Source organism: Agrobacterium tumefaciens, assembly GCA_025559845.1.
In the GTDB taxonomy this organism is placed as follows: Bacteria; Pseudomonadota; Alphaproteobacteria; order Rhizobiales; family Rhizobiaceae; genus Agrobacterium.
Genome location: CP048470.1, coordinates 2,258,628 through 2,285,464 on the forward strand (window position 1 = coordinate 2,258,628; position 26,837 = coordinate 2,285,464).

General features: G+C 55.8%; 24 protein-coding genes. 11 read left to right on the forward strand and 13 right to left on the reverse strand.

Annotated features, from left to right (window positions below; translation table 11 throughout):
- Positions 1 to 317 precede the first annotated feature (317 nt).
- Genes minC through minE form a run of 3 tightly spaced genes read left to right on the forward strand, consistent with a single transcriptional unit; the run spans position 318 to position 2,157 of the window.
- Positions 318 to 1,049, forward strand: coding sequence for a septum formation inhibitor MinC (minC, locus tag FY156_26680; protein ID UXS05022.1), 732 nt, complete (start codon positions 318 to 320; stop codon positions 1,047 to 1,049).
- A 35-nt stretch (positions 1,050 to 1,084) separates the two neighbouring features.
- The gene (gene minD, locus FY156_26685) at positions 1,085 to 1,900 is read left to right on the forward strand and encodes a septum site-determining protein MinD (GenBank protein UXS05023.1); all 816 of its coding nucleotides are present in this window, start codon (positions 1,085 to 1,087) and stop codon (positions 1,898 to 1,900) included.
- A complete protein-coding gene (gene minE, locus FY156_26690) occupies positions 1,897 to 2,157 on the forward strand; it encodes a cell division topological specificity factor MinE (GenBank protein ID UXS05024.1) in 261 nt (86 codons plus the stop codon). Before minD ends, minE begins: the two co-directional genes overlap by 4 nt.
- A gap of 51 nt (positions 2,158 to 2,208) precedes the next feature.
- On the opposite strand, the gene FY156_26695 is transcribed toward minE, so the two are convergent.
- The 3 genes from FY156_26695 to FY156_26705 all read right to left on the reverse strand — a co-directional run bounded on the left by FY156_26695 (position 2,209) and on the right by FY156_26705 (position 6,439).
- The gene (locus FY156_26695; protein UXS05025.1) at positions 2,209 to 3,111 is read right to left on the reverse strand and encodes an amino acid ABC transporter substrate-binding protein; all 903 of its coding nucleotides are present in this window, start codon (positions 3,109 to 3,111) and stop codon (positions 2,209 to 2,211) included.
- A gap of 68 nt (positions 3,112 to 3,179) precedes the next feature.
- Positions 3,180 to 4,076: an amino acid ABC transporter substrate-binding protein gene (locus tag FY156_26700; protein ID UXS05026.1), complete on the reverse strand. Its 897-nt coding sequence runs from the start codon at positions 4,074 to 4,076 to the stop codon at positions 3,180 to 3,182.
- Positions 4,077 to 4,123: 47 nt separating this feature from the next.
- Positions 4,124 to 6,439 carry an EAL domain-containing protein gene (locus FY156_26705; protein ID UXS05027.1) on the reverse strand — a complete coding sequence of 772 codons (2,316 nt, stop codon included), beginning with the start codon at positions 6,437 to 6,439 and terminating at the stop codon, positions 4,124 to 4,126.
- A 292-nt stretch (positions 6,440 to 6,731) separates the two neighbouring features.
- Between FY156_26705 and FY156_26710 the strand changes: the two genes are divergently transcribed.
- The gene (locus FY156_26710) at positions 6,732 to 8,093 is read left to right on the forward strand and encodes an amidase (protein UXS05028.1); all 1,362 of its coding nucleotides are present in this window, start codon (positions 6,732 to 6,734) and stop codon (positions 8,091 to 8,093) included.
- Positions 8,094 to 8,149: 56 nt separating this feature from the next.
- Here the strand turns inward: FY156_26710 and FY156_26715 are convergent, their stop codons facing one another.
- Genes FY156_26715 through FY156_26725 form a run of 3 tightly spaced genes read right to left on the reverse strand, consistent with a single transcriptional unit; the run spans position 8,150 to position 11,145 of the window.
- Positions 8,150 to 8,791 (reverse strand): hypothetical protein, encoded by a 642-nt coding sequence (locus tag FY156_26715; protein ID UXS05029.1) that lies wholly within the window; start codon positions 8,789 to 8,791, stop codon positions 8,150 to 8,152.
- A gap of 17 nt (positions 8,792 to 8,808) precedes the next feature.
- Complete coding sequence (locus tag FY156_26720; protein UXS05030.1) at positions 8,809 to 9,909, reverse strand: Gfo/Idh/MocA family oxidoreductase; 1,101 nt, start codon at positions 9,907 to 9,909, stop codon at positions 8,809 to 8,811.
- A 36-nt stretch (positions 9,910 to 9,945) separates the two neighbouring features.
- Positions 9,946 to 11,145 carry an ROK family transcriptional regulator gene (locus tag FY156_26725; protein UXS05031.1) on the reverse strand — a complete coding sequence of 400 codons (1,200 nt, stop codon included), beginning with the start codon at positions 11,143 to 11,145 and terminating at the stop codon, positions 9,946 to 9,948.
- A gap of 198 nt (positions 11,146 to 11,343) precedes the next feature.
- Between FY156_26725 and FY156_26730 the strand changes: the two genes are divergently transcribed.
- The 6 genes from FY156_26730 (at position 11,344) to FY156_26755 (ending at position 18,106) form a co-directional block, all read left to right on the forward strand.
- Positions 11,344 to 12,645, forward strand: coding sequence for an extracellular solute-binding protein (locus FY156_26730; protein ID UXS05032.1), 1,302 nt, complete (start codon positions 11,344 to 11,346; stop codon positions 12,643 to 12,645).
- A 171-nt stretch (positions 12,646 to 12,816) separates the two neighbouring features.
- Positions 12,817 to 13,755: a sugar ABC transporter permease gene (locus FY156_26735; protein ID UXS05033.1), complete on the forward strand. Its 939-nt coding sequence runs from the start codon at positions 12,817 to 12,819 to the stop codon at positions 13,753 to 13,755.
- Positions 13,748 to 14,596 carry a carbohydrate ABC transporter permease gene (locus tag FY156_26740; GenBank protein ID UXS05034.1) on the forward strand — a complete coding sequence of 283 codons (849 nt, stop codon included), beginning with the start codon at positions 13,748 to 13,750 and terminating at the stop codon, positions 14,594 to 14,596. The genes FY156_26735 and FY156_26740 overlap by 8 nt, the downstream gene beginning before the upstream one ends.
- A gap of 17 nt (positions 14,597 to 14,613) precedes the next feature.
- Entirely contained in the window at positions 14,614 to 15,687 is a 1,074-nt protein-coding gene (gene ugpC / locus FY156_26745; GenBank protein ID UXS05035.1) for a sn-glycerol-3-phosphate ABC transporter ATP-binding protein UgpC, read from the forward strand.
- 150 nt (positions 15,688 to 15,837) lie between these two features.
- On the forward strand, positions 15,838 to 16,890 hold the full coding sequence (locus FY156_26750; protein ID UXS05036.1) for a sugar phosphate isomerase/epimerase: 1,053 nt from the start codon (positions 15,838 to 15,840) through the stop codon (positions 16,888 to 16,890).
- A 25-nt stretch (positions 16,891 to 16,915) separates the two neighbouring features.
- Positions 16,916 to 18,106, forward strand: a complete 1,191-nt coding sequence (locus FY156_26755; GenBank protein ID UXS05037.1) for a Gfo/Idh/MocA family oxidoreductase — start codon at positions 16,916 to 16,918, stop codon at positions 18,104 to 18,106.
- Between the two features lie 109 nt (positions 18,107 to 18,215).
- On the opposite strand, the gene FY156_26760 is transcribed toward FY156_26755, so the two are convergent.
- From FY156_26760 to FY156_26770, 3 genes are all read right to left on the reverse strand, one after another.
- The gene (locus tag FY156_26760; protein ID UXS05038.1) at positions 18,216 to 19,487 is read right to left on the reverse strand and encodes a glycerate kinase; all 1,272 of its coding nucleotides are present in this window, start codon (positions 19,485 to 19,487) and stop codon (positions 18,216 to 18,218) included.
- 4 nt (positions 19,488 to 19,491) lie between these two features.
- Positions 19,492 to 19,854 (reverse strand): DUF1304 domain-containing protein, encoded by a 363-nt coding sequence (locus tag FY156_26765; GenBank protein ID UXS05039.1) that lies wholly within the window; start codon positions 19,852 to 19,854, stop codon positions 19,492 to 19,494.
- A gap of 235 nt (positions 19,855 to 20,089) precedes the next feature.
- The gene (locus FY156_26770; GenBank protein UXS05040.1) at positions 20,090 to 21,052 is read right to left on the reverse strand and encodes an AraC family transcriptional regulator; all 963 of its coding nucleotides are present in this window, start codon (positions 21,050 to 21,052) and stop codon (positions 20,090 to 20,092) included.
- A 203-nt stretch (positions 21,053 to 21,255) separates the two neighbouring features.
- Between FY156_26770 and FY156_26775 the strand changes: the two genes are divergently transcribed.
- Positions 21,256 to 22,473, forward strand: a complete 1,218-nt coding sequence (locus FY156_26775) for an MFS transporter (GenBank protein UXS05041.1) — start codon at positions 21,256 to 21,258, stop codon at positions 22,471 to 22,473.
- Positions 22,474 to 22,517: 44 nt separating this feature from the next.
- Here FY156_26775 and FY156_26780 read toward each other — a convergent pair whose 3' ends face one another.
- The 4 genes from FY156_26780 to FY156_26795 are packed head-to-tail and all read right to left on the reverse strand — an operon-like array spanning position 22,518 to position 26,819.
- Positions 22,518 to 23,252, reverse strand: coding sequence for a FadR family transcriptional regulator (locus FY156_26780; protein UXS05042.1), 735 nt, complete (start codon positions 23,250 to 23,252; stop codon positions 22,518 to 22,520).
- Between the two features lie 17 nt (positions 23,253 to 23,269).
- A complete protein-coding gene (gene yjfF, locus FY156_26785) occupies positions 23,270 to 24,250 on the reverse strand; it encodes a sugar ABC transporter permease YjfF (protein ID UXS05043.1) in 981 nt (326 codons plus the stop codon).
- Complete coding sequence (locus FY156_26790; GenBank protein UXS05044.1) at positions 24,247 to 25,296, reverse strand: ABC transporter permease; 1,050 nt, start codon at positions 25,294 to 25,296, stop codon at positions 24,247 to 24,249. Before FY156_26790 ends, yjfF begins: the two co-directional genes overlap by 4 nt.
- Positions 25,296 to 26,819: a sugar ABC transporter ATP-binding protein gene (locus FY156_26795; GenBank protein UXS05045.1), complete on the reverse strand. Its 1,524-nt coding sequence runs from the start codon at positions 26,817 to 26,819 to the stop codon at positions 25,296 to 25,298. Before FY156_26795 ends, FY156_26790 begins: the two co-directional genes overlap by 1 nt.
- Positions 26,820 to 26,837 lie beyond the last annotated feature (18 nt).

The window sequence follows — 26,837 nt, forward strand, 5'->3', positions numbered from 1 at the left end:
ATTTAACCCAAGCCTGGCGCAAGCTTGCCGTCCCAGAATCGGACAATTGATGATACCTCTGACTCGACACGCTTCGTTGCCCTTTGCACGGGTTCAGTGTTTCAGGTTGCGAAGAGATGCGCATTGACTGAGCTTGGTCATGCTCGTTTCAAAATGAAGATATGGAATTAAAATCAATGGATGAGCCGGGTTTTTCGATGTTTTTAAAGAAGCATTCTGGCGCGGCGATTTCTTAACGGCGAGATCATTTTCGCCATGACGTTAACCTTTTGTTAACCAAATTAGAGCTACCTGATGTCAACGATTTGTTTACCAAGATGACCGAAGTGCTAACAGACCAACGTTCGATCCGCATTAAAGGCCGCTCCTTTCTGGCCGTTGTCCTATCGCCTGAGGCGCCCGTCGAGCAGTGGCTGGAGAGGCTTGACGATCTGGCGGCTCGCTCAGCCGGCTTTTTCCTGGCGCGGCCCGTCGTGCTTGATGTAGCAGATCTCCAGGTCGACAAAGCGGGCCTGAAGGCGCTTCTCGCCGCGTTGACGGAACGCAACGTCGGTATCATGGGCATTGAGGGTGTGCGTCCCTCGATGATCGAGCCCGGTATGCCTCCTGCCTTGAAGGGCGGCAAGCCTGCATCCGATGTCGAGGTTGAGCCTGTAGCGTCAGCACCTGTTGAGGCTGAAGAGCCAAAACCGCGATCGATCAACGAAGTTCGTGCCGTCGTCCAGTCGCTTGTCATCAACGAACCTGTCAGGTCCGGCCAGTCGATCATGTTTCCGGAAGGCGATGTGACGATTATTGGCTCGGTTGCCTCAGGAGCCGAGATCATCGCGGGCGGCTCTATCCACGTTTATGGGGCCCTGAGGGGCAGAGCCATGGCGGGATCACTTGGCAATGTTACGTCACGCATCTTTTGCCGCAAGCTTGAAGCCGAGCTTCTCGCAATCGACGGCGTCTATAAGGTCGCTGAAGATATAGACGAGAAGCTGCGCGGTCAGCCGGTCCAGCTTTGGCTGGAGAACGATACAATCAAAGCAGAAAAACTCAATTGAGCCAAAATGGCCAGAAAACAGGACAGGAGAGCAATATGGGGAAGGTAGTCGTCGTAACTTCCGGAAAGGGCGGGGTCGGCAAGACCACCTCGACTGCTGCGCTGGGCGCTGCTCTGGCACAGAACAAGCAGAAAGTCGTCGTCGTGGATTTTGATGTCGGCCTGCGCAACCTGGATCTCGTCATGGGTGCCGAGCGTCGCGTCGTCTATGACCTCGTCAACGTTATCCAGGGTGATGCGAAGCTGACCCAGGCGCTTATCCGTGACAAGCGCCTCGAAACGTTGTTTCTCCTGCCAGCCTCCCAGACAAGGGACAAGGACAATTTGACACCGGAAGGCGTCGAATGGGTCATCAACGAACTCAGAAAACACTTCGACTGGGTAATTTGTGATAGTCCTGCGGGTATCGAGCGCGGTGCAACGCTCGCAATGCGCCACGCCGATGTCGCGGTCGTTGTCACCAATCCAGAAGTGTCTTCCGTCCGCGATTCCGATCGCATCATCGGGCTGCTCGATTCCAAGACCGTGAAAGCAGAACGGGGCGAGCGCATGGAAAAGCACCTTCTGCTTACCCGCTATGATCCCGCTCGCGCCGAACGGGGCGATATGCTGAAGGTCGATGACGTCCTGGAAATCCTCTCCATTCCTCTGCTGGGCATCATTCCAGAAAGCTCGGATGTTCTTCGGGCGTCGAATGTCGGTTCCCCGGTAACGCTGGCCGATGCACGCTGCGCACCGGCGATGGCCTATTTTGATGCCGCGCGGCGCCTCTCCGGTGAAGAGATCCCTGTTGTCGTACCAGGTGAGAAGCGTGGTATCTTCTCGAAGATCTTCGCAAGGAGGGCTGCATGAGCATCTTCAGTCTTTTTCGCAAGCAGAAGTCTGCGCCACTTGCGCGCGAACGTCTGCAGGTTTTGCTCGCGCATGAGCGGGCATCGTCAGGGTCCGATCTTGTCGCAATCCTGAGAGAAGAAATCCTCGCAGTGATTTCAAAACATGTGCAAATCGACAACGACAAGGTTCAGGTTCGAATGGACCGCGACGAGCACGTATCTGTGCTGGAAATCGATGTCGAGATCCCGCTTGGGACAGACCTGAAGGCGGCTTGATTGACCGTTCGTTCAGACAACGCCGCCGGTTCATCAATCGGCGGCGTGTGCTTATTCAACGGTCGTATCAATCGGGTTTCGGAACGTGGCAGCAAGATCGTCGGGCAAGGGACGCCGGAGGTTCAGTCCGTGCGGCGGGATCGGTGCATTGAACCATTTGTCGTAGATCTTGTCGATCTCGCCACTGGAATAGATTTTAGCCAGAGCGCCATTTACTGTATCTCTAAAGTCAGTGTCACCATGCCGCATCATCAATCCATATGGTTGGGGAGGGGCAAGGTAGTCACTTGAAATGGTGTAGTCGGCAGGTTTTCCGGTCTCTGCGACGAATGACCTCAACAGTATGTCGTCCATAATGAAGGCCGACGCACGACCTTCTGTCACCATATCGAAGCCACCCTTTGTGCTGTCGTTCTGAAGGACGGCGATGCTCATGTTCTTGCGCCGGTTCAAGGCGTTCAATTGACTGATATTGATCGTTCCCGTTGTCACGGAAACGGTCCTCCCGGCAAGATCGTCGACCGTCTTCAACTGGCTTGAGCTGAGGGACACGTACCGGGTACCTGTCAGAAAAATGCCGTACGAAAACCAGACGGCCTTGCGCCGTTCTTCCGTATTGGTGCTGGCGACACATTCGAGGTCGATCGCTCCGCTGTTGAGCATCATGACCCGGTTACTTGGTGTCCGTTCGACGAATTCGATCCTGATGTCCGGGCGGCCGAGCTTTTCCCTGATTGTCGCAGTCACAAAGAGACAAAGATCGATACTGTAGCCGATGGGGCTCGCGTCGGCCGCGAGATAGGAAAACGGCATGTTGTTGTCGCCGTAGCCGATTTTGATGATGCCGGTCCGCGCTATCGTATCGAGGGTAGGGGGCTGTGCCTCGACGTCAGACGCGATAACTGGTGTAGCGGGGATTATGATTAAGGCAACCCACAATGCAGAACACTTCATAGGGGGGCTCCAGACACGTGATCCATCGAGATTAAAGCTTGGTGACAACCGGTTTCATACCGCCGCGCTCATTCGTTGTATTCGCTTGGATTGTTATAGGCTTGCCTGAGAGTGCTGGTCATCGGGAGCTTCAGGTTCATTCCGTTCGGGGGGATCGGAGAGGTGAACCATTTCGTGTAGAGCTCGTTGATGGTCTTACTGGTGAATACCCTCCTCAAGCTCGTATTCACGACTGCTTTGAATGCAGGATCATCGCGTCTGAACATCAAGCCGTAGGGTTCGGGTGCACTCAGCGTATCTTCGGAAAGGCTGTAGAGTTCAGGATTTTCGGACGTTGCGGCGAGTGCTGCAAGCAGGATGCCATCCATGACGAACGCCGAAGCCTTGCCCGATGCAACGAGCTCGAAGGACTCCTCGTTGGTTTTCGTGGGCATCACTGAAATGTTGAGCCCCTTCTGCCGATTGACGGCGATAAGTTGCTCAATATTGACGGTACCCGATGCCGACGTGACGGAACGGCCAGCAAGATCCGAAATCGTTTTAAGATGATCGGCGCTCCGGGACAGGAACTGGGTCGCGGTCATAAAATTGGGGTAGGAAAAATCGACCATTTTCCTTCGCTCTGCATTGTTGGTCGTTGCAGCGCATTCAAGGTCGATTTGACCGGTTTTGACAAGAATAAAACGTGTCGCGGGCGTTGCCTTGACATATTCGATATCAAGTTTTTTGAGCCCGAGTTCCTTTCGGACATCGTCAGCGATCGTTTGGCAAAGATCGGTTGAGAAGCCGACAATTTTTCCGTCCGGCAATTGATAGGAGAATGGCGGCTCGGCTTCGCGATAGCCGATCCTGATCTTTCCGGATTGAGAAATTCGCTCCAGCGTGCCGGCGTCATCAGCGGCATGCGAGACGTTGTTGGGGGCCAAGGACGTCAGGAGAAAAAGGCAAGGCATGAAAAAACGCATGTCATTTTCCTTTTGCTCAGCGCGATTGCGCTTCTTTCGGTCTAGTTTCAAATAGCTTGTGCTGAAATTTCATGTTCCCTCTCCGGCGACGGATCGATGTGCCGATGCGCCAGCGAGGGTAAAGTGTCTGCAGTCCGGTTCTTTGTAATTTCGGCAAGTGGAGCAGGTTCGGCAAAATAATATCCCTGCGCCTCGTCGCATTGGAGGAGCCTGAGTGCTTCGACCTGTGCCTCGGTTTCGACCCCTTCGGCTGTTACTTCGAGGCCGATCTGTTCAGCCATATCCGTTATGGTCCGAACGATTGCCGAGCACATTGGATTGCCAGGAAGTCCGGAAACGAACTCGCGATCGATCTTGATTTTGTCGAATGCTATGTGTGTGAGACTGCTCAAGGCCGCGTAGCCCGTTCCAAAATCATCAAGAGCGAGGCGCACGCCGCGGTCTTTCAAGCGCTTCAGGGCCCGGACGCCGCTGTCTTTTTCCAGGATAGCCGTCTCAGTTACCTCGAGTTCAAGTCGCGCTGCTGGCAGGCCCGATTTGGCGAGGGCACTGTCGACAATCTCGACTATATCGTCGTGGGACAACTGTACGGCCGAGAGGTTGACGGCGAGGCGGATATCCTGCGGCCAGGCCATGGCATCGCGGCAGGCCTGCGATATCACCCATTCACCCAATGGTTTAATGAAATTGCTTTCTTCTGCGAGAGCGATGAAGCGCTCCGGGGAAATGACGCCGAGTGTGCTATGGCGCCACCTTGCAAGCGCCTCGTAAGCCGCGATCCGGCCCGTTTTCAGGTCGATGATCGGCTGGTAATGAAGCTCGAACTCGTGGTTTTGCAGCGCCGCCTTCATGTCTATCTCGAGCGCATGTTTGTCTTGTGTCGCCATGTCCATGCCTGGCTCGTAAAAGACGAACAGACCGCATCCCATCGACTTTGCGCGATAAAGACCAAGGTCAGCGTGCTGCAGAAGCTGGCTCGAGGATGTGCCGTGAACCGGTGCGCAGGCGATGCCGATGCTCGTGTCGATGCTCACAGTTGTACTGCTGAGGCTGAAGTTCTGAGAGACGGCTTCCACCACCCGCCTTGCCAGCGCTTGGCCTTCTTTCTCTTGATCTTTATCCACAGCCTGAATGATTGCGAACTCGTCACCGCCCAGCCTGCTGACCATGTCGTTTGGGCCGAGAGCTGAGGAAATTCGTGCTGCTACCGCCACAAGCAATGCGTCCCCGGATGCATGCCCGAATGTGTCATTGACGGCTTTGAAGCGATCCAGATCAAGAAGCATCACGTTTACGCGGGTGCCTGTCGCGGCAAGTTGATCAAGGCATGCATCAAGGGTTTTCATCAGAAGGACACGATTGGGGAGGCCGGTCAGCGCGTCATGATGCGCCATGTGTTCCATCTGTTGGGCCATGTCGCGGATTTGTCTGAGATGACTGCGCTCCACTACGGCCTCGCGAAGCGTCTCGATGGCGACCGCCATATCGCCGATCTCGTCACGGCGATCCTGGAACGGCGTCACCATGTCGGTTTTCTCGCGCGCGATTTGCAGCGTCGCCTGAACGAGCACAGGTACGGGTTTTAAAACGCGACGGGCCATCACGGCGACCAGAATTCCGGTCACAAGGAGGACGGCAACCAGTGCTATCAGCGAGTTATAGAAAAGCTTGCGTTGGGCCCCGTATAGTTCTTCTGCACCGCCAATACTAACGGCCACCGCACCGATCGGCTGCCTTGTGGCGTTATTTATGATTGGCAGGAGGCCAATGTAGTGATCGGCATCGCCTATGGTTGCGAAATCGGCCACAAACTCGCCGCGCGCTGCGCTGTCCGCAAGTATCGGGCGCGTAATCAGTTTGCGTTCATCTTCCTGATTGTCGTCGTCGTAGGCCGCAGCAATTTGTTTGAAACTGGCATCTTTGGCATCGAAGCGGAAAAGCCATGACGGCTTCTTTGTCTGGGCGCTGATAAGGGCCAGCACATCGCTCGGATCAAACCCGGTGACGAGGATGGATTCGTCATCGCCGATTGGCTGGGACGTCAAAATGCCGTTGACCTGCCCGTCCGGATCGGCGTTGACGCTTACGTAAGTGTAGACGCTGCGTAGCGTTGCACTGGCAATTTGGGAGTTCAGACGCGCTTGACTTAGCCATTGTTCACCTGCTGCAGCAACAAACATGTACCAGCCAACCAGTGCGCCGACACTGTATGAGAAGATGACACCAGCCAGGAAAATAAACGTAATCTTGTTGACGAGGGAGCGGCGACCGGGCATGCGGGACCGCTTCGGCGTTTTCGCCGAGTCCGGGTTTAGCCCGTGCTGTTTCTGTCTATCCCTATGCCGATAGGCAGGCTCGTCCATTCGCGATATTCCCCCGTCGCGTGGCCTGATTGCGTGTCATGGAAATTCATAAAATATGTATTGGAATGCTGCCTGCTAATTAATTCAACAAAGTTTAGATGTGATTAAGAATTAGCCCATCTTTTTACGATCAGTGCTTGCGAATTGGAAATAATTCAGCGGCGGCGCGCATAACATGGCGAGCGTTGTCGCGGGAGCGTCCATTTTCGTTCCGTTGGGCAAGATCGCAGGCTTGCCAAGCAGATCAGAACCGGCAAGGTGCTCCGGCATGTCGTTTACCGAGGAATTCAAAATGAGCCATACCGGCAAAAACGTCTCGCAGCTTTCCGCTTTGATCCAGTCTGGTGCGCTCGATCCGCGGGAACTCGCCGAGCAAACACTGGACGCGATCCGCTCGTTTGACGACCAATCGATTTTTATCGACCTGACCGAAAAACGAGCTAAGCAGGAAGCAGAGGCTGCTTCGCGCCGCATCCGCGAGGGTCGAAGCATGGGGTTGCTCGACGGCATCCCGGTCGCGTGGAAAGACCTTTTTGACCTTGAGGGAAGAACAACGACGGCCGGGTCGACGGTGCTCGCACAAAACGTAGCTGCAGAGCGCGACGCAGATGTGGTCACGGCGCTGCAGCAGGCAGGTATGGTCTGCGTCGGACGAACCAATATGAGTGAATTTGCGTTCTCCGGACTAGGAATTAACCCGCACTACGGGACACCGCGCAATCCAGCGTCGAAGGATGGTCATCGATTGCCTGGTGGATCTTCCTCGGGAGCAGGCGCTGCCGTCGGTGCCGGACTTGTTCCCGTGGCGATTGGTACGGATACGGGCGGCTCTGTTCGCATCCCGGCAGCATTCAATGGTGTGGTCGGCTACAAAGCAAGCCGCGGTCGTTACTCCATGCGGGGTGTCTTTCCGCTGGCGAAAAGCCTCGATTCGCTCGGGCCGCTGACCCATACGGTCAGGGATGCCATCTGGGTCGACGCTGCCATGTGCGGAAAAGCCGCTCCTGATGTGGTCAGTCCGGCGTCACTCAATGATTTATCTGTTGTCGTGCCCGAGACGGTCTTTTTCGATGGTATAGAAGATGGTGTCGCGAATGCCTTTGAAGGCGCACTCGACCGTCTAGCCGGAAAAGGCGTCAGGGTCCGGCGGCAATCGTTTCCTTCTTTTTCGGCACTCTTCGATCTCATCAAGGAAAAGGGCGCGCTCGTAACCGCCGAGGCATTTGCATTGCACAAGGCTAGACTGGAAGGCGCTGAAGCCGAAGGAATGGATCCGCGTGTGGTTGCCAGAACACGGCTTGGAGCGAATATCTCCATGCCGGATTACATTGCGATCAACGATGCCCGTGAGCAGATGATTGCCGAGTTTTCAAAGCTGGTGGGCGAGGATGAATTGCTTGTTTCGCCGACACTTCCGCATGTCGCCCCGAAAATAGAACCGCTTTTGGCCGATGACGACGCGTTTTTCGCCATGAACGGAAAGACTCTACGCAATACCCAAATCGGAAATTTCTTTGACTGGTGCGGAGTTTCGATCCCATGCGGAAGGGGGGGCGCGGATATGCCGGTAGGGCTGATGCTCTCGGCGCTTTTGGGTAAGGATGAGCATCTTCTAGCTATCGCGCTTGCTGCAGAAGAAACAATTCGCGGATGACGTCGATGGTCATGCCGGGATTAACCGGCATGACGCGTTTCACTTTAATGGGGCACTTATCGTGCTGCCCAGTTTGCGCCCCGCCGAAACATGGTCTTCATCTCGGGGACGCCAAACTCCTTGGCTTGATGACCAAGTGCTGAGTAGAAAACTCGGCCCTTGCCGTATTTGCGTTTCCAGACAACAGGCATAACCACGCCGTCAATCCACCAGGCATGGTCTCCTGTAAATGTGGTTGTCGCAAGAACCTCGTTGGAGGGATCTACGTGCATGTAATACTGCTCTGATGTGTAGGGGAAATCGGAGATCCCCTCCATCAAAGGATCATCGGGGCGGGTAATGTTGATCTTGTAGTCGATGATGTTGCCGGGGTGTGCCACCCACTGTCCGCCGATCATAAACTGGTATTCGACGCACTCGCGGAAGCTGTCGCCCGCGCCGCCATGGAAACCGGCGATGCCTACACCGTTTTCGACCGCTGCCGTCAGGTTCTTGATCTCTTCCTTTTCGATCTTGGACATCGTGACAATGGGCACTACGAGGCTGAGATCATGGACCGACGGATCGGCAAATGCCTCCGTGCTGTGCTCCACATAGACCTTGAAACCGTCTTCCTCCAGAATATCCTTGACGATCGCAGCGCATTCTTGCGGCTCATGCCCGCTCCAGCCGCCCCATACAATCAGTGCTTCACGCATTTAATTCCTCCTCAGGATTATTTACCGAGCTGGCCGTCGACCAGCGAGATGTCGAGTGGGGCAGGTCGCTCCACACCGGTGGTGATGGATACGGTATTGCCGGTATCAGACGCGGTCTGGAAAGCCTCCATGACTTCCAGGACATGAAGCGCAAGATCGCCATTGGCACGATGTTGACGGCCGTCGCGGATGGCGTAGGCCATATCTGCCACACCGATAGAGCGGTAATTTCCGTCTGCATAGGGCGAGGAGAGATCCTGTGTTTCGAACGCGCCACCTTTTTTCAGCAATTGCACCTCGCCACCGAAATGGTTCGGATCGGGTACAATTAGGGTCCCCTCCGTACCGTAGATTTCGAGTGGTACGTGTTTGTGACCGGCGACATCAAAGCTCATGCCGACCTGAACGACTGCCCCGCTTTCAAATGCCAGTACGCCCGCAACATGCGTTGCCACGTGGACAGGGATCTTTTCGCCGTTCTTGGGCTGGCTGGTGATAAGGCGCTCGCTTCTTGGTGTCGTAGCAAACCCTGCAACCTTCGCTACTGGGCCGAGGAGATTGACCAAATCGGTGATGTAATAAGGGCCCATGTCAAGCATTGGACCGCCGCCGACCTCGTAATAAAAGCCGGGGTTTGGGTGCCAGCGCTCGTGTCCCGGGCACATGAAGTTGGCCGTCCCGCCAACCGGTATGCCAAGCACACCCTCGTCGATGAGCCGGCGTGCGGTCTGGTGTCCGCCGCCGAGAAACGTGTCGGGTGCTGAACCGATACGCAGCTTCTTTGCTTTTGCTTCCTCTGCCAGGCGCTTGCCTTCGGCGAAATTGATCCCGAGAGGTTTTTCAGAATAGGTGTGCTTGCCTGCATCGAGCGCGCGCAATCCAACCTCGACATGCGCTTTCGGGATTGTGAGGTTGACGATAATCTCTATTTCGGGATCGGCAAAAAGCTCATCGATTGAGCGCGCCTTAAGACCAAATTCCTCTGCGCGTGCCTTGGCCGCGTCCGCATTCATGTCAGCAAGACCGCGAATGTCCAAAATGGGAAACGACGCCATAGCCTTCAGATAGGCACTTGAGATGTTGCCACAGCCGATGATGCCGATACCTACACGTTTCATGTGATTTCCTCCCGTAAATCAGAATTGGGGGCGCTGCTAAAGAGCCGGCCCTGTTGTATTCCACGGCGATTCGTAAAGCTCATAGAGTGCGACAGCCGCCGCCCCCTGTGCCCACAATTCGTCGCTTGAAAGATCGAAGACAAGTTCCGCAACGCCAGCCAGAGACGGCGGGACCGCCGCAGTGTAGCTGTCGCGAATGGCGGCAATGAAGGGCTCTCCCAGTTCAAGGCTAGACCCGGTTATGATGACGCGTGGCGGGGCAAAGAGCGTAACGATATTGGCGAGCGTCAACCCTATGGCTTCGCCCGCGCGTTGCGCTGCCGAGATCAACCCGTCATCTTCCGCTTCGATCAATGCGTGAGCGTGTTGCATGCCGCGTCCGATGCGGATTGCTTCAGCAAAGCGACTGTCGACGGGACGTGAGCCGAGAATCGCAGTCTCGCCTGCCTGGCTCGCAAGGCGCACAGTGCCTTCACTGGCGAGATGAATAACGAGATCTCCGAGATTGTGGCTTAAACCGCCTGCGCCCCGAAAAAGCTGGTTCTGGTGCAGCACGCCTAGTCCGAGTGTTTGCTCAAGCGAAATCAGGACCATGTCTTCAAGTTCGCGCGCGTGCCCGAACCAATGATGGGCAAGCGTTATCGCGTGGGCATCGCTTTCAATGATCGTGGCGGTCGTCAGTCTGGCCGTCATCGCTTCGGCGAAATCGACGTTGACCTCCCGCAGGATCGGGCTGCTGCGGATCCTGCCTGTCCGGTGTTCGATGACGCCGGGCAATCCAAGGCAAACCATATCTACGTCTTCCAGCGACAGGCCAGCATCAAGTACACAGCGCCTTACCCCATCCTCTACAAGATCTGCAATGACGCCAATCGGTTGGCGATCGACGCGGATTGGCAGGGAAAGGGTGGAAAGGACGTTTCCGCAAAAATCGGTTACGACAAAGACCATCCGGTTAGCCGCGATCTTAGCACCAACGACCCTGGCTGCATCCGGATTGAGTTCAAGCATGACGCGTGGTCGTCCCCGTGCACTTTCAGCGCGAATGTCACCGACGTGGCGCGTCAGAATGAGACCGTCGTCGAGCAAAGATGCCGTGATGGCTGAAACGGTTGTCGTGGAAAGTTGAGTTCGTTCGCTGATCTCCACCCTTGAGATCGGGCCGTGGCGACGGATGGTATCCAGTACGCTTAACCTGTTGATCGCGCGCATCAGTTCTGGGTCTGCGGTCTTCATGGGGTCCTGCTGCGCTGTTTGTGGGTCTCGAAGGTAAATTACATCGGGATGCGGATTAAATAACGTCGCCTGGAGGGGGTGTGTCAAGCTGTTTGGGTAAAAAATTGGCAAGGCGCCTTGACAATGTGCGGCATGTCGGCTGAATTAATCCGCATTGGGGAATAAATGGTGAGGAAGTCCCCAGGGAGGATCACAGACATGACTTATTGGCACGCAGGCGCTAGCCTGGGCGGCAGGATGATGTCCTTTGCCGCGACAACAAGTATTACCCTTATGCTGGGTACGGCGAATGTTTCAGCGGCAACTGTCGTGAAATGGATGCATGTGGAGCTTGACCCGAAGGCTGTGGCAGTTTGGGAGGAGATCGCCAAGGACTACGAGGCGAAACATCCTGATGTCGACGTCCAGCTTCAGTTCCTGGAAAACGAGGCATTCAAGGCAAAGCTTCCCACACTCCTGCAATCAAACGATGTCCCGGATTTCTTTTACAGCTGGGGCGGCGGTGTCCTCCAGGAGCAGTCTCAGACGGGCGCACTGAAGGATCTGACTGAAGTTTTCGACGCCGATGGCGGCAAGCTTCGCCAATCGTACAATGGTTCAGCCATCGATGGCCTTTCGTTCGACGGTAAAGTATGGGCCGTCCCCTACAAGGTGAGCCTGGTGAGTTTCTTCTACAACAAGGAACTTTTTGCCAAAGCGGGTGTGAAAGCAGACGACATCAAGACCTGGGATGATCTCGGTAGTGTCGTCAAGAAAATCAAGGACGCAGGTATCGTTCCGATCGCAGGTGGCGGCGGTGAAAAATGGCCAATCCATTTTTACTGGAGCTATCTCGTCATGCGCAATGGCGGCCAGACAGTGTTTGAGGCGGCGCGCAAGGGGGAGGGTGAAGGGTTTAAGGACCCCGCAATCATCAAGGCAGGCGAGCAACTGGCGGAGTTCGGCAAGCTCGAGCCCTTCCAGCCAGGGTATCTTGGATCTACCTGGCCCCAGGCGCTCGGTGTCTTTGGCGACGGCAAGGCCGCGATGATCCTTGGTTTCGACAACACTGAAGCCAACCAGCGCAAGAATGCCGGCGATGGCAAAGGCCTTGCTGCTGACAATATCGGTCGCTTCGCATTTCCTGTGGTTGAAGGCGGTGCTGGAAAGGCCACGGATACGCTTGGTGGCCTCAATGGATGGGCGGTGACAAAAAATGCGTCGAAGGAGGCCATCGACTTCGCCACGTTCCTGACCAGTAAGGAAAGTGAAGAGAAGATGGCGGCTGCGGGTATGTTGCTGCCGGTCGCGACTGGTGCAGATGGTGCCGTCAAAAACCCACTTCTGGCCGATTCCGCGAAACAGCTCGCCGGGTCCACATGGCACCAGAACTTCTTCGACCAAACGCTTGGTGCTGCTGTCGGACGTGTCGTCAACGATGTGTCGGTCGAAATCGTCTCAGGGCAAATGACATCGGAAGAAGGTGCGCAGCAGATCCAGGACGCTTTCGAGCTCCGTTGACATCTGCCAACGGGATGTCGCGTGCCGTCGCGGCATCCCTCGATTTGAGAGCGTTGGTCCAGCAGGGCGTTAGGCAAAGCTCTCACCTGATTTTGGGGCGGATGGCCGAGCTTTGTTGGGTCGACTCCTCCACGGGAAATTCTCTATCTGCACTCAAGAAAGCGGATAACGATGACGGACATCTCCATGACTTCTGCACCCACAGCCGTGCGCGTGGCTGCTAAAGCCAAGCATAAGCAAAGCTCTGTTGCCCACGACCGGGCGCTCACGCTTCTTGTTTTTCTTCCGCCGGCGCTGTTGCTTTTCACGCTCTTCGTCATTTTGCCGATGGGCGAGGCCGCGTGGTACAGTCTCTATCGCTGGAACGGTTATGGTACGCCCACCGAGTTTGTCGGCCTTAGGAACTTCCAAGTTCTTTTCGGCAATGCGGCTTTCTCACAGGCGCTTCTCAACAACGGCCTCATCATCCTCATTTCCGTGTTGATTCAGATCCCACTCGCCATCTGGCTTGCGATGATGCTGGCGCACCGGATTCCAGGCGTCGTTGCCTTCCGACTTGTGTTTTTCCTGCCCTACGTGCTTGCTGACGTCGCTGCAGGCCTGATCTGGCGGTTCGTTTATGATGGCGATTACGGACTGTTTGCAGCGATTTCCAGTTTCTTCGGATTTGCCAACCCCTATGTTCTGGCGGACAAGGATGTCGCAATCTATGCCGTGCTAGGGGTTATCGTCTGGAAGTACTTCGGGTTCCATATGATGCTTTTCATCGCGGGCCTGCAGTCGGTCGACAAGAATGTCCTGGAGGCTGCCGAAATCGACGGTGCCAGCGGCTGGCAGAAGTTCCGCTACGTCACATTGCCGATGTTGGGCTCGACCGTCCGCCTCTCTGTGTTTTTTGCAGTGATAGGTTCCTTGCAGCTCTTCGACATGATCATGCCGCTCACCGGTGGCGGCCCGTCCAATTCAACACAGACCATGGTCACCTTCCTCTACACCTACGGCGTCATGCGCATGCAGGTTGGGCTTGGGAGTGCAGTTGGCGTCGTTCTTTTCATTATCTGCGTGACGCTCGCCTTCGGTTACAAAAGGATTTTCATGCGCCATGACTGATACATCCACCTCCGTCCGCATGCCGCTTCAGACGAAGCTCTATCTCTACGTTTCTTTGAGCCTGATTGCCGCGATCGTGCTGGTGCCGCTTTTGACAACTGCGCTTGGCGGCTTCAAGACGTTGGGCGACCTGCGTGTCAATCCCTTCGGTGTGCCTCAGGAGTGGCAGTGGGCCAACTACGGCGACATCCTGTTTGGCAAGCGTTACTGGCTGCAAATATTCAATTCGCTGGTGATCGCAGTCCTGACGGTCTTCTTGACCCTCACGGTGTCTGCGATGGCTGCCTTCACCTTTGCGCACGTCAAATTTTTTGGTTCATCGTTCCTTCTCAATTACTTCCTGTTGGGGCTGATGTTCCCGGCAGCGACTGCAATCCTGCCGCTGTTCATTCGTATCCGCGATCTCGGCCTGCTCGATACTTACTGGGGCGTCGTCCTGCCCCAGGTGGCATTTGGTCTGGGTATGAGCATCCTGCTTTTTCGCAATTACTTCCGCAATTTGCCCGAGGAGTTGTTCCAGGCAGCATTCGTGGATGGCTGCGGTTATTTACGCTTCTTCTGGCATATATCTCTGCCACTTTCTCGACCGATCGTAGCGACTGTCGGCATCGTGTCATTCGTCGGAAGCTGGAACAGCTACATCCTGCCTCTCATCATGCTGAATTCGGAATCCAAGTATCCGTGGCCCCTTGGGATCATGGTCTATCGCGGCGAATTCGGGACGGAATGGCAGCTTGTTCTTGCTTTTATTACCCTGACCATTCTGCCCACCGTCATCGTCTTTTTCCTTGCTCAGAAACACATCATCGCAGGTCTCACGGCCGGCGCCGTCAAATCGTGACTTGAAAGGAGCATAAATTGGCTTCCGTTGAACTTAAGGATATCCGCAAGTCCTACGCCGCGCTTGATGTCATTCACGGCATCTCTCTCGATATTGCAGATGGCGAATTCATTGCTCTGGTTGGCCCTTCCGGCTGCGGCAAGTCCACGTTGCTGCGCATGATTGCCGGTCTCGAGGAAATCACTGACGGTGACATTCACATTGGTGGCACCATCGTCAACGGAATGACACCGCGTGAGCGCAATATTGCGATGGTGTTTCAGTCATACGCGCTTTACCCGCACATGACCGTTGCCGAGAACATGGGGTTTAACCTCAAGCTTGCTGGCCAGCCGAAAAATGTCATTGATGAACGCGTTGCGGAAGCGGCGCGCATGCTTGATCTCGGTAAGTTGCTGGAACGCAAGCCTTCCCAGCTTTCCGGTGGTCAGCGGCAACGTGTCGCCATGGGACGTGCGGTCGTGCGCAACCCTGCCGTCTTCCTCTTCGATGAACCTCTGTCAAACCTTGATGCCAAGCTCCGAGTGCAGATGCGAAGCGAAATCAAGGCGTTGCATCAGAAAGTTGGGACCACATCCATTTACGTCACCCACGACCAGATTGAGGCAATGACGCTCGCGGATCGTGTTGTCGTTCTCAACCATGGCCGCATCGAACAGCAGGGTACTCCGCTCGAACTCTACAAGACGCCTGCAAATCTTTTCGTGGCGGCCTTTATTGGTTCTCCGGCGATGAACCTCATTGAATGCGTGGTTGATGGTGAAGGCAACGAACCTGCCGCTCGCCTGAAGGACGGCACGGCCATTCGCATTTCGACGGGCAAAAAGGTCAAGCGCGGTCAATCGGTGACAATAGGTTTAAGACCCGAGCATATCGGCTCGACCACAGGAGGCGACGTCGCTCTGTCCGGTCGAACGGTTCTCGTCGAGCCAACCGGTGCGCAAACCCATGTGATTTTCGAGCTTGCAGGAGATCAGGTCACTGCGGTCGTTGACGGCGAACAGCCTGTCCGCGTCAATACGCCTTTCGCTGCCAGCATCAGTCATGAGCGCGTGCACGTCTTTGATCGCGCAAGCGGTATCGCTTTGTGATCTTCTGCTCCACACGTTCTGAGTGAAATATGCTGTTTGTCTCCTCCCGATCGCATTTGGGGGTTGCCAGAAAATAACGAGCGGTTAGCTTGGCGATTGGGAGCCAAAGCGATTTTATCGCGCATCTGTATCGATACAGGAGGAGTTTTTATGAAGACGATCAAAGGGCCGGGCATTTTCCTTGGCCAGTTTGCTGGCGACGCTGCGCCGTTCAATACCTGGGACGGAATTACCAAGTGGGCGGCGGAAAAAGGTTACGCAGGTGTCCAGGTTCCCACCTGGGCAAGCCAGCTCATCGATCTGAAAAAAGCAGCTGAATCGAAAGACTATTGCGATGAGTTCGCCGGCGTCGCCCGCACAAACGGCGTGGAGGTGACCGAACTTTCAACCCATTTGCAAGGCCAGCTCGTTGCCGTGCATCCGGTGTATGACGAAGCGTTCGATGGGTTCGCCGTCCCCGAAGTTCGTGGCAACCCTAAGGCTCGTCAGCAATGGGCCGTTGAACAGGTCAAGCTCGCTCTGAAAGCCTCACGTAATCTCGGTATCAAGGCGCATGCGACATTTTCCGGCGCATTGGCCTGGCCATTCATTTATCCATGGCCACAACGTCCGGCAGGTCTGGTGGAAACGGCGTTTGATGAACTCGCCAAACGCTGGACGCCGATCCTCGACTATGCGGATGAGCAGGGAGTTGACGTCTGCTACGAAATTCATCCCGGCGAAGATCTTCACGACGGCACTACGTTCGAGATGTTCCTGGAGCGCGTGAAAAACCATCCGCGTGCCAACATGCTCTACGATCCATCACACTACGTACTGCAATGCCTCGATTATCTCGACAACATCGACATCTACAAAGACCGCATCAAGATGTTCCACGTCAAGGATGCCGAGTTCAATCCGACCGGACGACAGGGCGTTTATGGCGGCTATCAGGGTTGGGTCAATCGTGCCGGCCGGTTCCGGTCGCTTGGTGACGGGCAGGTGGATTTCGGTGCGGTCTTTTCCAAAATGGCAGCCAACGATTTCGATGGATGGGCTGTTGTCGAATGGGAATGCGCCATCAAACATCCTGAAGACGGTGCAAGAGAAGGTTCTGAGTTCGTAAAGGCGCACATCATTCGGGTCACCGAAAAAGCGTTCGACGACTTTGCATCTAGCGGCACTGACGATGCAGCCAACCGTCGTATGCTCGGTCTGTAAGTAATGGAATAGGTGAGGAAATATTATGGCAATTGAAGGAAAGACGACCGACAAGGCGGCAAGCAAGCGCATTCGTCTCGGTATGGTGGGCGGCGGTACAGGCGCATTTATCGGCGGTGTTCACCGTATGGCGGCGCGGCTCGACAACCGTTTTGACCTTGTGGCCGGCGCCTTGTCCTCGACGCCGGAAAAATCGAGGGCGTCCGGTCTTGAACTGGGGCTGGATGAAGATCGCTGCTATGGCTCGTTTGAAGAAATGGCCGAGAGGGAAGCCGCAAGGGATGATGGCATTGAAGCTGTCGCAATTGTCACGCCGAACCACGTGCACTATCCCGCTGCAAAGGCGTTTCTGGAGCGTGGTATTCACGTCATCTGCGATAAACCGCTGACCTCCAATCTCGACGATGCCAGAAAGTTGAAAGAGGTGGCCGACAAGGCCGACGCACTGTTCGTCCTGACACACAACTACACAGGCTATCCAATGGTGCGTCACGCCCGGGAACTGGTAGAAAGTGGCGCTCTTGGTGACATTCGTCTTGTCCAGATGGAGTATCCTCAGGACTGGCTGGCCGAACCTATCGAACAGACCGGTGCAAAACAGGCTGTCTGGCGGACCGATCCTGCGCAGTCGGGGGCGGGTGGTTCTACCGGCGATATCGGAACCCACGCCTATAACCTTGGTTGCTTTATCTCCGGTCTTGAAGCCGACGAGCTTGCTGCAGACGTTCACACTTTCGTCGAGGGACGTCGCCTCGATGACAATGCGCACGTCATGTTGCGCTTCAAGTCAAAAGGTTCGGTGCAACCTGCAAAGGGGCTGTTGTGGTGCAGCCAGGTGGCCGTCGGGCATGAAAATGGCTTGAAGATCCGTGTCTACGGTACAAAGGCCGGGATCGAGTGGACGCAGGCCGATCCGAACTATCTGTGGTTTACCAAGCTCGGTGAGCCAAAACAGCTTATCACTCGCGGTGGAGCGGGGGCCGGAGCTGCGGCTGGACGTGTCACGCGCATTCCATCAGGTCACCCAGAAGGCTATCTCGAAGCATTCGCAACGATCTACACCGAAGCTGCGCACGCCATCGAAGCGCGCCGTTCTGGCGACGCACTCGACAAAGCGGTGAATTACCCGACCGTCGACGATGGAGTGAAGGGCGTCGCATTCGTCACAGCCTGCATCGAATCCGGGACAAAGAACGGGAGCTGGGTAAAGCTGTAGCACCTGAAACAAATGGACCGGGAACTCCCCGGTCCATTTCGTTTGATTGTACCGGTTTAGCTATTCCGACATTGCGCGGCGATTGATTGGCCGCTTGTACATCAAATTCTCATCCGATGAGTATTGCTCTGATGTCGTTGACGTTCGTGAGCGTGGGACCGGTCACGACAAGGTCGTCTATGGCCTTAAATGCCGTATAGCTGTCGTGGTATACCAGAGACTGGCGAGCATCAATGCCCGCCGCGTGGATGCGCGAAAGCGTATCTGGGGTTACCAGCGCACCGGCCGCATCTTCAACGCCATCAATCCCGTCACTGTCGCCAGCAATAGCCCATATCCCGGCCGCACCCTTCAACGTCAGCGCAAGGCTTAACAGGAATTCGGTGTTGCGGCCGCCCTTGCCCGCGGGGCCTTTTCCGATTGTGACCGTTGTTTCACCGCCCGAAAGCAGCACGGCCGGGCCTTTGATGGGCAAGCCTTTCTTGCTGGCAGAAATTGCGATGCCTGCCATCACCGCACCGACATCCTTGGATTCTCCCTCAAGAGAATCTCCAAGGATAAGAGGCTGAAGACCGAGTTTGCGGGCTTCTTCCGCCGCGGCCTGGAGCGCCAGGGACGGGGCGGCGATAAGGCGGACATCTTCTTCGATCTCGCCCGCTTTGGGTGTTTCATCGCCTTTCTCAAGAACGTTGCGTACGCTTTCGGGCAAATCCAGTCCGTATCGCGAAACGATCTCCCGGACGGTGGCGATGTCCGTTGGGTCTGCAACGGTCGGGCCAGACGCAATTTCAGACGGATCATCGCCAGGTACGTCCGAAATCAGCAGCGAGACGACCTTTGCCGGCTTGGCCGCGAGCGCCAGACGCCCGCCCTTGATGCGTGACAAGTGTTTACGTACAGCGTTCATTTCCGAAATTGGCGCGCCACTGGAAAGAAGCGCCCGGTTGACCGCCATTTTGTCGGCAAGCGTCATTCCGTCGCCTGGAGCAACCATGAGTGCCGAGCCGCCGCCTGAAATCAGAGCGATGACCATGTCATCCGGGCCCAGATTTTGAACGGCGGCGAGAATGCGGATAGCTGCTTCTTCGCTCATCGCATCAGGGACCGGATGGGATGCCTCGATGATTTCGATCCGACCAGCAGGAACCGCATGGCCGTAACGGGTGACCACAATGCCGGATAGGTCAACAGAGGGCCAGGCGGCATCCAGAGCCGCTGCCATCGCGGCAGATGCTTTGCCGGCGCCCACCACCACACATTTTCCTTTCGGCGGCGAGGGTAGATGTGGATGCAAAACCTTTCCCGGGTCTGCGCTGGAGACAGCAGCCATGAAAATACGATTGAGCGCGTTTCTGGCCTGCAAATCGTTCCAGATTGTCATGGAATCAAACTCCCGTCGTCGCGAAGGTGAGTGCTCCGAGTGCCAGCAGGGCAGGGAGCGTCTGAATGAAGAGGATTTTGATGTTCGCGGTGATAGCGCCGAAAATCCCAGCGACCGCGACACAGATGAGGAAGAAGACTTTGAAGGTCAGTCCGGCGTCTCCCAGCAATAGACCGTACGTCAGCCCTGCAGCGATGAACCCGTTATAAAGCCCCTGATTTGCGGCAAGCACCTTTGTCTGTCTTGCGAAATCAGCAGTGAGGCCAAACGCCTTGCGACCTGCGGGTTTCTCCCAGAGCAACATCTCCAGCACAACGATATAGAGATGGATTGCGATGACGACCGCAATGAGAATATTTGCGAGCATGTGCGGCTTTCCTCCAAAAAACCTATCTGCCGGGCGGTGACCTCAAACATCGCCCGACATGAATGTTTTAATGACCAAGTAGCTCGCGGCAAGCCCGGCACTTCCTTGTAATGGCTTATTTGAATACTTTCGTGTGGCGCAATGAACCGATCGCCCTTGGTGAAAGACCAGCGGGCAGGTCGTCCCAAATGGTCTGCCGAGGAAGCGCAGGGGCTTTCGAAACGGACTATTTACGTCAACCGATCATCGCTTCGATCTCTGACGTTGCATCGCCATGGGTTGAGAAATCCTTCTTGCGGAACTGGCTTGGCGGAGCGCCAACAACACGTTTGAACGCACGACTGAAGGAGGCCTCGGAATCGTAACCAAGTTTTTCTGCTGCTGCTGTCACCCGCATTCCTTCACGCAACCAAAGCCGCGCCTGGTGCATCCTCACGCGTACCACGTAACGGGCGGGGCTTTCCCCGACCAAACGAGTAAAACGCTCCGCAAAACTTGAACGTGAAGCGCCCATCAGTGCTGCGAGTTCCTCGACACTCCAGTCTTTGTCGGGTGAAAGATGGACAGCTGCGAGGACCCTCCCGAGCTCGGGGTTCCTGACTGCCGCAAGCCAACCACTGGAATCGCCGCAGCCATGCTCGACCCAGGTTCGAATAAGCGTTGCAGTCAGCACGTCGGCAAGGCGTGCAAGAATACCGCCAGCCCCAACACGGTTGAGTTCAACCTCCCTTGTCATTGCTTCGAGCAAGTGGGGAATAGCCGGATCGCTTTTTGCCAGGTCGCTTGTCAACATCACATCGGGCATCATCTGCAAAAGCGGATGGAGATGATCCATGTTGAACCGCATGGAAGCTGTGAATGCGACGGTATCGCCGCCTGAACTGGCACATTGCATGTCAAAAATGCCTTGGCACACTTCCTTCTTGCCAAACCGATCGAAGGGCGTTGGCGCAACATTCTCGCTACTGCCCAGTACGTGCGCGTGTCCACGCGGCAGAAGAACGGCATCACCGCATTTCAGATCGAGCCAATCGCCGGATGGCTTATGCAGTTTTGCCTGTCCGACACCAATGAAATGAAATCGCGCAGCCTCCTGGTCGGGAAAGGCAGTCGCCCATGGAGATGCCATACGGCAACGACCATATTCGACACCGTCAAGGCGCAAACCGCGCAACATCTCTGTCAGGGCATCGTTCATACTGGCCTCAGTTTTTTGGACGTTATGTCAAGAATTACGGATTTTTTAGCATGGAAACGCCAGCGTGTCACGCGTAGGTTACGTGCATTCCCTGGTGCGGCGGGAATGACCTCCCGATGATCCCGCCGTTCCTTTCCATCTTCTTCACCCTGTTCTGCAAGGGATGCCTGCGTTAGCTGCACGGCGCCCGCCAGGAGATTTTTATGACCAACCGGACGACCAACGAACTTGAATATATCCCTCGCACTCGCGTACCTGACGCGAAATGGGCCGCGGTCTTCTCGCTCTCGCTCGGCGTTTTTGGACTTGTGACAGCGGAATTCCTGCCGGTCAGTCTTTTGACCCCCGTCTCTGCCGATCTTTCGATCAGTCCTGGTATCGCTGGCCAATCCATCACGGTGACAGCACTCGTAGCCGCAGTTGCCGGACCCGCAGTTGTCATCGGTACCCGAAGCGTCGACCGCCGATTGACACTCCTGGGTCTTACGCTCCTTCTCATCATCTCCAGTACGCTTGCCGCGTTCGCAAACGGGCTTTCAATGCTTTTGGTATCGCGGGTCCTGCTCGGTATTGGGCTCGGCGGTTTCTGGGCGATGTCAGGTGCCCTTGCGCTGCGGCTTGTGCCGCTCGAAAAGCTACCGCGCGCGATGTCGATCATCCTCACGGGCGTGTCGCTTGCAACGGTTTGTGCAGCACCGGTTGGGGCATGGATTGGAGCGACTTTGGGTTGGCGCGCTGCGTTCTCGGTTGCTGCGATCCTTGGCGTAGTTGCGTTCTTTGCCCAGATATTGACAGTACCTGCTCTCGCCCCGGCCGGAGCCCCGAGCTTAGGGACAATGTTCCGATTGTTGCAGCGGCCGCAATTGCGCATCGGTCTTCTGACTACCATGTTGGTTGTAGCGGGCCAGTTCGCAGGATTTACGTATGTTCGCCCATTTCTCGAAGTGGTTCCGAAATTCGGGATCGAGGCGATTTCCTTTGCGCTTTTGGCCTATGGCGTCGGTGGTTTTTTCGGTAATTTCTTTGGTGGGTTCCTCGCAGAGCGCAATGCGGCGTGGGCTGTAACTATCGTTGCGATCCTGATCGCTGCATCGGCTTCTGTCCTGGTGCTTGCAGGTACGTCTCCAGTCATTGCATCCGTGGCGATCGCATTTTGGGGCTTTGCCTTCGGTGGTTTGCCCGTCACGGTACAGAGTTTTGTAACGCGGGTTGCGTCCGACGAAGCAGAGAGTGCCGGTGCGCTGTTGCTAACCACGTTTCAGATCGCCATTTCGAGCGGCGCCGTTCTCGGTGGGCTGCTGATCGATCTTCATGGTGCAACAATGGTGTTCGTTTTCGTAAGTGTTTCAACACTTTTGGGTGCGACCCTTATGGCTTCGCGCCGTGGCGTGGTCCCGCAGGCCGAGGCCTCAAGGGGATAACGTACCGATCAATCAATGGGTCCGCACAGGCGGGCCCTTTTTCTTTAGGGCCCGTCGATTGCCCTTTGTGTCCGGTCCTTGCCGACTTCTATGACGTGTCGCATCGCCTTGATCGCCCCATCGGAATCTCTGGCTGCGATCGCATGCACGATCCGCAGGTGGTTCGAGGCGATTTCGGCAATTGTCTCAGGCGAGGATGCAGGAGACGAAAGCTTAAACGAGATTGCAAGTGCAGCCTCGATGAGACCACTTGCCGAACGCATGAACGGATTTCCCGACATATGGGCAACCGCCAAGTGAAATTCGAGATCGACCTTGGCGATGCTTTCCGGCGTGTGATGCTGATTGTCGAATTTCGCGGCTATGACGTAAAGGGAAACAATATCCTCGTTTGAAGCCTGGAGGGCGGCGGCCGCAGCGGCAGCCGGTTCCAGCGCCAAGCGGATTTCAGCGAGATGATTGACGAACTCCTGATCTATTCCAGCGTCGCAACGCCAGCCCAGTACGTCGGGGTCAAAGAAGTTCCAGCTCGAACGGTTGAGGACGCGCGTACCAACTTTTGCCTTGGGTTCCACCAGTCTTTTGGCTGCGAGCGTCTTCATCGTTTCGCGCAGCACCGTTCGTGACACGCCAAAGCGCATCGACAGTTCGGCGTCGTTTGGAAGCAGAGCGCCTTCGGCAATTTTGCCCGAAACGATGGCGCTGCCGAGTTCGGACACCACATGAGAGTGGCTGTTCCGGCGCTTTCGCCCACTTATCGTCGTTTCCAGCAGCCCCAAGTGCGCCTCCGTATGTTTCAGGCCGGATGTGGCCCGGCCAGTCTCCTGTTTGAATACCAGATGATTGCGCGCTGCAACACGATGAAGACGAAAAGCAGAATGCCGATGGCGATTTTCGTCCACCACGATGAAAGTGTGCCGTCAAAAACGATGTATGTCTGGATCAGTCCCTGAATAAGAAGCCCGACAAATGTTCCGGCCACCAGTCCGGTGCCGCCCGTCAGTAGGGTACCTCCTATGACAACGGCTGCGATTGCATCAAGTTCAACACCGACCGTTGCCAATGAATAGCCCGAGGAGGTGTAAAGCGTATAGACGATGCCGGATAGGCCCGACAAAAAGCCGGAGAGCGCATAAATGCCAATTGTCGTGGACCCGATCGGAACGCCCATGAGCTCGGCTGATTGTACATTACCTCCAAGTGCATAGACATTGGCTCCGAAGCGCGTGCGGCTTGCAATAAGGATGCCTGCTGCAAAGACAATGAGCATCAACATTGCAAGAGCCGTCAGTCGGCCGCCGCCCGGGAAGCGGACGTAAAACCCCTGGATCGCATCGATAAAGGGATGGGAGATCGGCACGGATTGCGTCGAGATCAGGTAGGCTGCACCACGTGCCAGAAACATACCCGCAAGCGTCACCACAAATGGTGGGATAGACAGGAACCGGATCATCGCCCCCATCAGGCAACCGAACAGAGTTGAGATCGCCAATACTACTGTAAAGGCGAGCAGCGGGTGGACGTTATAGGTTCCAACCATGACCGCGACGAAGACACTTGTGAAGGCGATAACAGACCCTATCGATAGGTCGATCCCGCCAGACAATATGACGAAGGTCATTCCGACTGCGGCAATCCCCAGGAAGGCGTTGTCCGTCAGAAGGTTACCGATCACGCGGGTTGAGAAGATTGCCGGATACTGAATGACGCAAAGAATATAGGCGATGACGAAGATCGTCAGAGTGGTGAGGAAGGGAAGATTGCGGCTGTGTATCATCGCGCTGCTCCCTCTTTACCCACGCCGTTGGCAGTATGGGATGGGGTTTGAGGCTTTGGCCTAGAGGTTTTGAGAAAATCGAGAAGGGTCAAAATTGCCGGAGATTGCAGTGTAAGCACGACAATAATGATACCCGCCTTGATAATGAGATTGAATTCCGGCGGAAATCCCGACACCAGAATACCGGTGTTGATCGTCTGGATGATCAGGGCACCAATCAGCGATGCCGTGATCGAGAAGCGGCCGCCATTCAGAGACGTTCCGCCGATGACCACTGCCAAGATAGCATCGAGCTCAAGCCAAAGGCCGGCATTGTTGGCGTCGGCGCCGCGGATATCGGCGGTGACAATCATGCCGGCGATTGCTGCACACAATCCCGATACGGCGTAGGCGAAAAACAGAAGGAAACGGGCTCGGACACCTGCCAGAGAGGCGGCCCGTCGGTTGATACCGGTTGCCTCAATCAGAAACCCGAGTGCCGTCTTGCGAACCAGCAGTCCGATAACCAACGCTGTCGCTGCCCAGATGATGACAGGCAGCGGAATGCCTGCAAGAGTGCCTGAACCGATCGCGGCAAAACCATCATTGTTGAAGGTCAGAATGACACCCTCGGTGATGAGCTGCGCGATCCCGCGTCCCGCGACCATCAATATGAGCGTTGCGATGATGGGCTGGATATCGAGAACGGCAACCAACACACCATTCCAGATGCCGCAGGCTATGCCGACGGCAAGAGATATAACGATAACAGATGCAATGGAGTGCCCTTCACTGATCAGTGTCGCCGCAACCGCGCCGCAAATCGCAATCACGGCACCAATGGAAAGGTCGATGCCCCTTGTCGCGATAACCAGCGTCATGCCGACAGTCAAAAGCGCAACCGGTGCGGCGCGCACGAGTATGTCGATGAGGCTGCCGTAGAGGCGCCCGTTCTGGAAAGAAACATTGAGAAACCCGGGAGAAATCACCGTGATGGCGGTGAGAATGACAACCAGGGCGGCAATCTGGGGAAACAGTCTTTTCAGGCGTTTTTTGATCGCGTGCATCAAGCAGCCTCCGTTCTTGCTGCATCTGCAATGGCACGCATGATGTTGTCTGCTGTTACGTCCGCTCCCGCGAGCTCACGTACATGACGCCTGTCCGACAGGACGACCACGCGGTGTGCTATCGCCGTCAATTCCTCGAGTTCGGACGATATGACAACCAGAGACATGCCTTCTGCGCACAGCCTCTCTATCATCTTCAGAATTTCCGCATGGGCACCGATATCGATCCCGCGTGTCGGCTCGTCCAGGATCAGAAGCCTTGGATTGGTCGCAAGCCAACGAGCGAGAATGGCCTTTTGCTGATTTCCACCAGACAGAAACTTGATCGGCCGATCCGGATCGGCGGGGCGTATGTCGAGGGACTGAATGAAATCTTTTGCGAGCTCGGATTTCTGTTTTCGGGAAAGTGGTCTGGCCCAGCCTTGCCTCGCCTGGAGGGCGAGCGCGATGTTATCTGTTACAGACAAGTCGCCAATGATGCCGTCGGTCTTTCGCTCTTCGGGACAGAAACCGAACCCTGCTGCGATTGCTGCTTCGGGAGAGCCGATTGCGACCGGCGCGCCGTCGATGATCGCTCTCCCGCTGTCTGGGCGTTCAACGCCAAACAGCAGGAACGCCGTTTCCGTGCGACCAGATCCGAGAAGACCGGCGATGCCAACAATTTCGCCCGCCCGCACATCAAGATCGAATGGCGCGACGCTGCCCCGCTTACCGTAATTCTCGAAGCGGATCGATGCCTCGCGCTCTGTGATGGTCTGTTCGGCTGCCTCATGATCGTGCGTGATGTGCTGTAACTCACGCCCGAGCATCATTGAAATCAGATCGGTACGCGGAAGATCTTCAATGGCTCGGGTGCCAACGAGCTTACCGTTGCGTAGAACGGTCACCCGGTCGGCAATGTCATACACCTGATTGAGAAAATGCGTGATGATGACGGTCCCAATACCTTGCTTCCGCAATTGCCTGAGGACCCCGAAGAGCATCTCAACCTCGTGCGTATCCAGGCTCGCTGTTGGCTCATCCAGGACAAGGACCTTGCCGGATAGGTCGACCGCCCGGGCAATGGCGATGATCTGGCGTATTGCGACTGAATAGGTTGAAAGCAGTGCGTTCACATCGATCGATAGGCCGTAACGCGAAAGCAATTCAAGCGCACGCCTGCTCATCTCACGGCGGTCGATCATACCGAACCGTCGCGGCTGGCGGCCTAGGAAAAGGTTTTCGGCAACTGTGAGGTTTTCTAGGAGGTTCACTTCCTGGTAGACCGTGCCGATGCCGAGCGCCTGTGCATCGCCAACATTGGCCGGGGAGATCTCCTGACCTTCCAGCAATACCGAGCCGCTGTCGCGATGATATACGCCCGTCAGAATCTTAATGAGAGTTGATTTTCCCGCACCATTTTCGCCGAGGAGCGCGTGAATTTCACCGCGCTGTACCGAGAAATCGACGCCATCAAGTGCTTTGATCCCGAGGAAGGCTTTGCCGATCGCGCGTGCTTCCAAAAGTGTGGCCGGTTCGGACATGTCGCAGTTTCCCAGATG

What these genes read in the sequence shown, in the direction of transcription:
- FY156_26735 (UXS05033.1), top strand. Translation starts at nt 12,817, where the DNA reads ATGACGGACATCTCCATGACTTCTGCACCCACAGCCGTGCGCGTGGCT.
- FY156_26720 (UXS05030.1), bottom strand. Translation starts at nt 9,909, where the DNA reads ATGAAACGTGTAGGTATCGGCATCATCGGCTGTGGCAACATCTCAAGT.
- FY156_26725 (UXS05031.1), bottom strand. Translation starts at nt 11,145, where the DNA reads ATGAAGACCGCAGACCCAGAACTGATGCGCGCGATCAACAGGTTAAGC.
- FY156_26755 (UXS05037.1), top strand. Translation starts at nt 16,916, where the DNA reads ATGGCAATTGAAGGAAAGACGACCGACAAGGCGGCAAGCAAGCGCATT.
- minC (UXS05022.1), top strand. Translation starts at nt 318, where the DNA reads ATGACCGAAGTGCTAACAGACCAACGTTCGATCCGCATTAAAGGCCGC.
- FY156_26695 (UXS05025.1), bottom strand. Translation starts at nt 3,111, where the DNA reads ATGAAGTGTTCTGCATTGTGGGTTGCCTTAATCATAATCCCCGCTACA.
- FY156_26750 (UXS05036.1), top strand. Translation starts at nt 15,838, where the DNA reads ATGAAGACGATCAAAGGGCCGGGCATTTTCCTTGGCCAGTTTGCTGGC.
- FY156_26770 (UXS05040.1), bottom strand. Translation starts at nt 21,052, where the DNA reads ATGAACGATGCCCTGACAGAGATGTTGCGCGGTTTGCGCCTTGACGGT.
- FY156_26715 (UXS05029.1), bottom strand. Translation starts at nt 8,791, where the DNA reads ATGCGTGAAGCACTGATTGTATGGGGCGGCTGGAGCGGGCATGAGCCG.
- FY156_26775 (UXS05041.1), top strand. Translation starts at nt 21,256, where the DNA reads ATGACCAACCGGACGACCAACGAACTTGAATATATCCCTCGCACTCGC.
- FY156_26705 (UXS05027.1), bottom strand. Translation starts at nt 6,439, where the DNA reads ATGGACGAGCCTGCCTATCGGCATAGGGATAGACAGAAACAGCACGGG.
- FY156_26740 (UXS05034.1), top strand. Translation starts at nt 13,748, where the DNA reads ATGACTGATACATCCACCTCCGTCCGCATGCCGCTTCAGACGAAGCTC.
- FY156_26795 (UXS05045.1), bottom strand. Translation starts at nt 26,819, where the DNA reads ATGTCCGAACCGGCCACACTTTTGGAAGCACGCGCGATCGGCAAAGCC.
- FY156_26710 (UXS05028.1), top strand. Translation starts at nt 6,732, where the DNA reads ATGAGCCATACCGGCAAAAACGTCTCGCAGCTTTCCGCTTTGATCCAG.
- FY156_26790 (UXS05044.1), bottom strand. Translation starts at nt 25,296, where the DNA reads ATGCACGCGATCAAAAAACGCCTGAAAAGACTGTTTCCCCAGATTGCC.
- FY156_26765 (UXS05039.1), bottom strand. Translation starts at nt 19,854, where the DNA reads ATGCTCGCAAATATTCTCATTGCGGTCGTCATCGCAATCCATCTCTAT.
- FY156_26730 (UXS05032.1), top strand. Translation starts at nt 11,344, where the DNA reads ATGACTTATTGGCACGCAGGCGCTAGCCTGGGCGGCAGGATGATGTCC.
- minE (UXS05024.1), top strand. Translation starts at nt 1,897, where the DNA reads ATGAGCATCTTCAGTCTTTTTCGCAAGCAGAAGTCTGCGCCACTTGCG.
- minD (UXS05023.1), top strand. Translation starts at nt 1,085, where the DNA reads ATGGGGAAGGTAGTCGTCGTAACTTCCGGAAAGGGCGGGGTCGGCAAG.
- FY156_26760 (UXS05038.1), bottom strand. Translation starts at nt 19,487, where the DNA reads ATGACAATCTGGAACGATTTGCAGGCCAGAAACGCGCTCAATCGTATT.
- FY156_26700 (UXS05026.1), bottom strand. Translation starts at nt 4,076, where the DNA reads ATGCGTTTTTTCATGCCTTGCCTTTTTCTCCTGACGTCCTTGGCCCCC.
- yjfF (UXS05043.1), bottom strand. Translation starts at nt 24,250, where the DNA reads ATGATACACAGCCGCAATCTTCCCTTCCTCACCACTCTGACGATCTTC.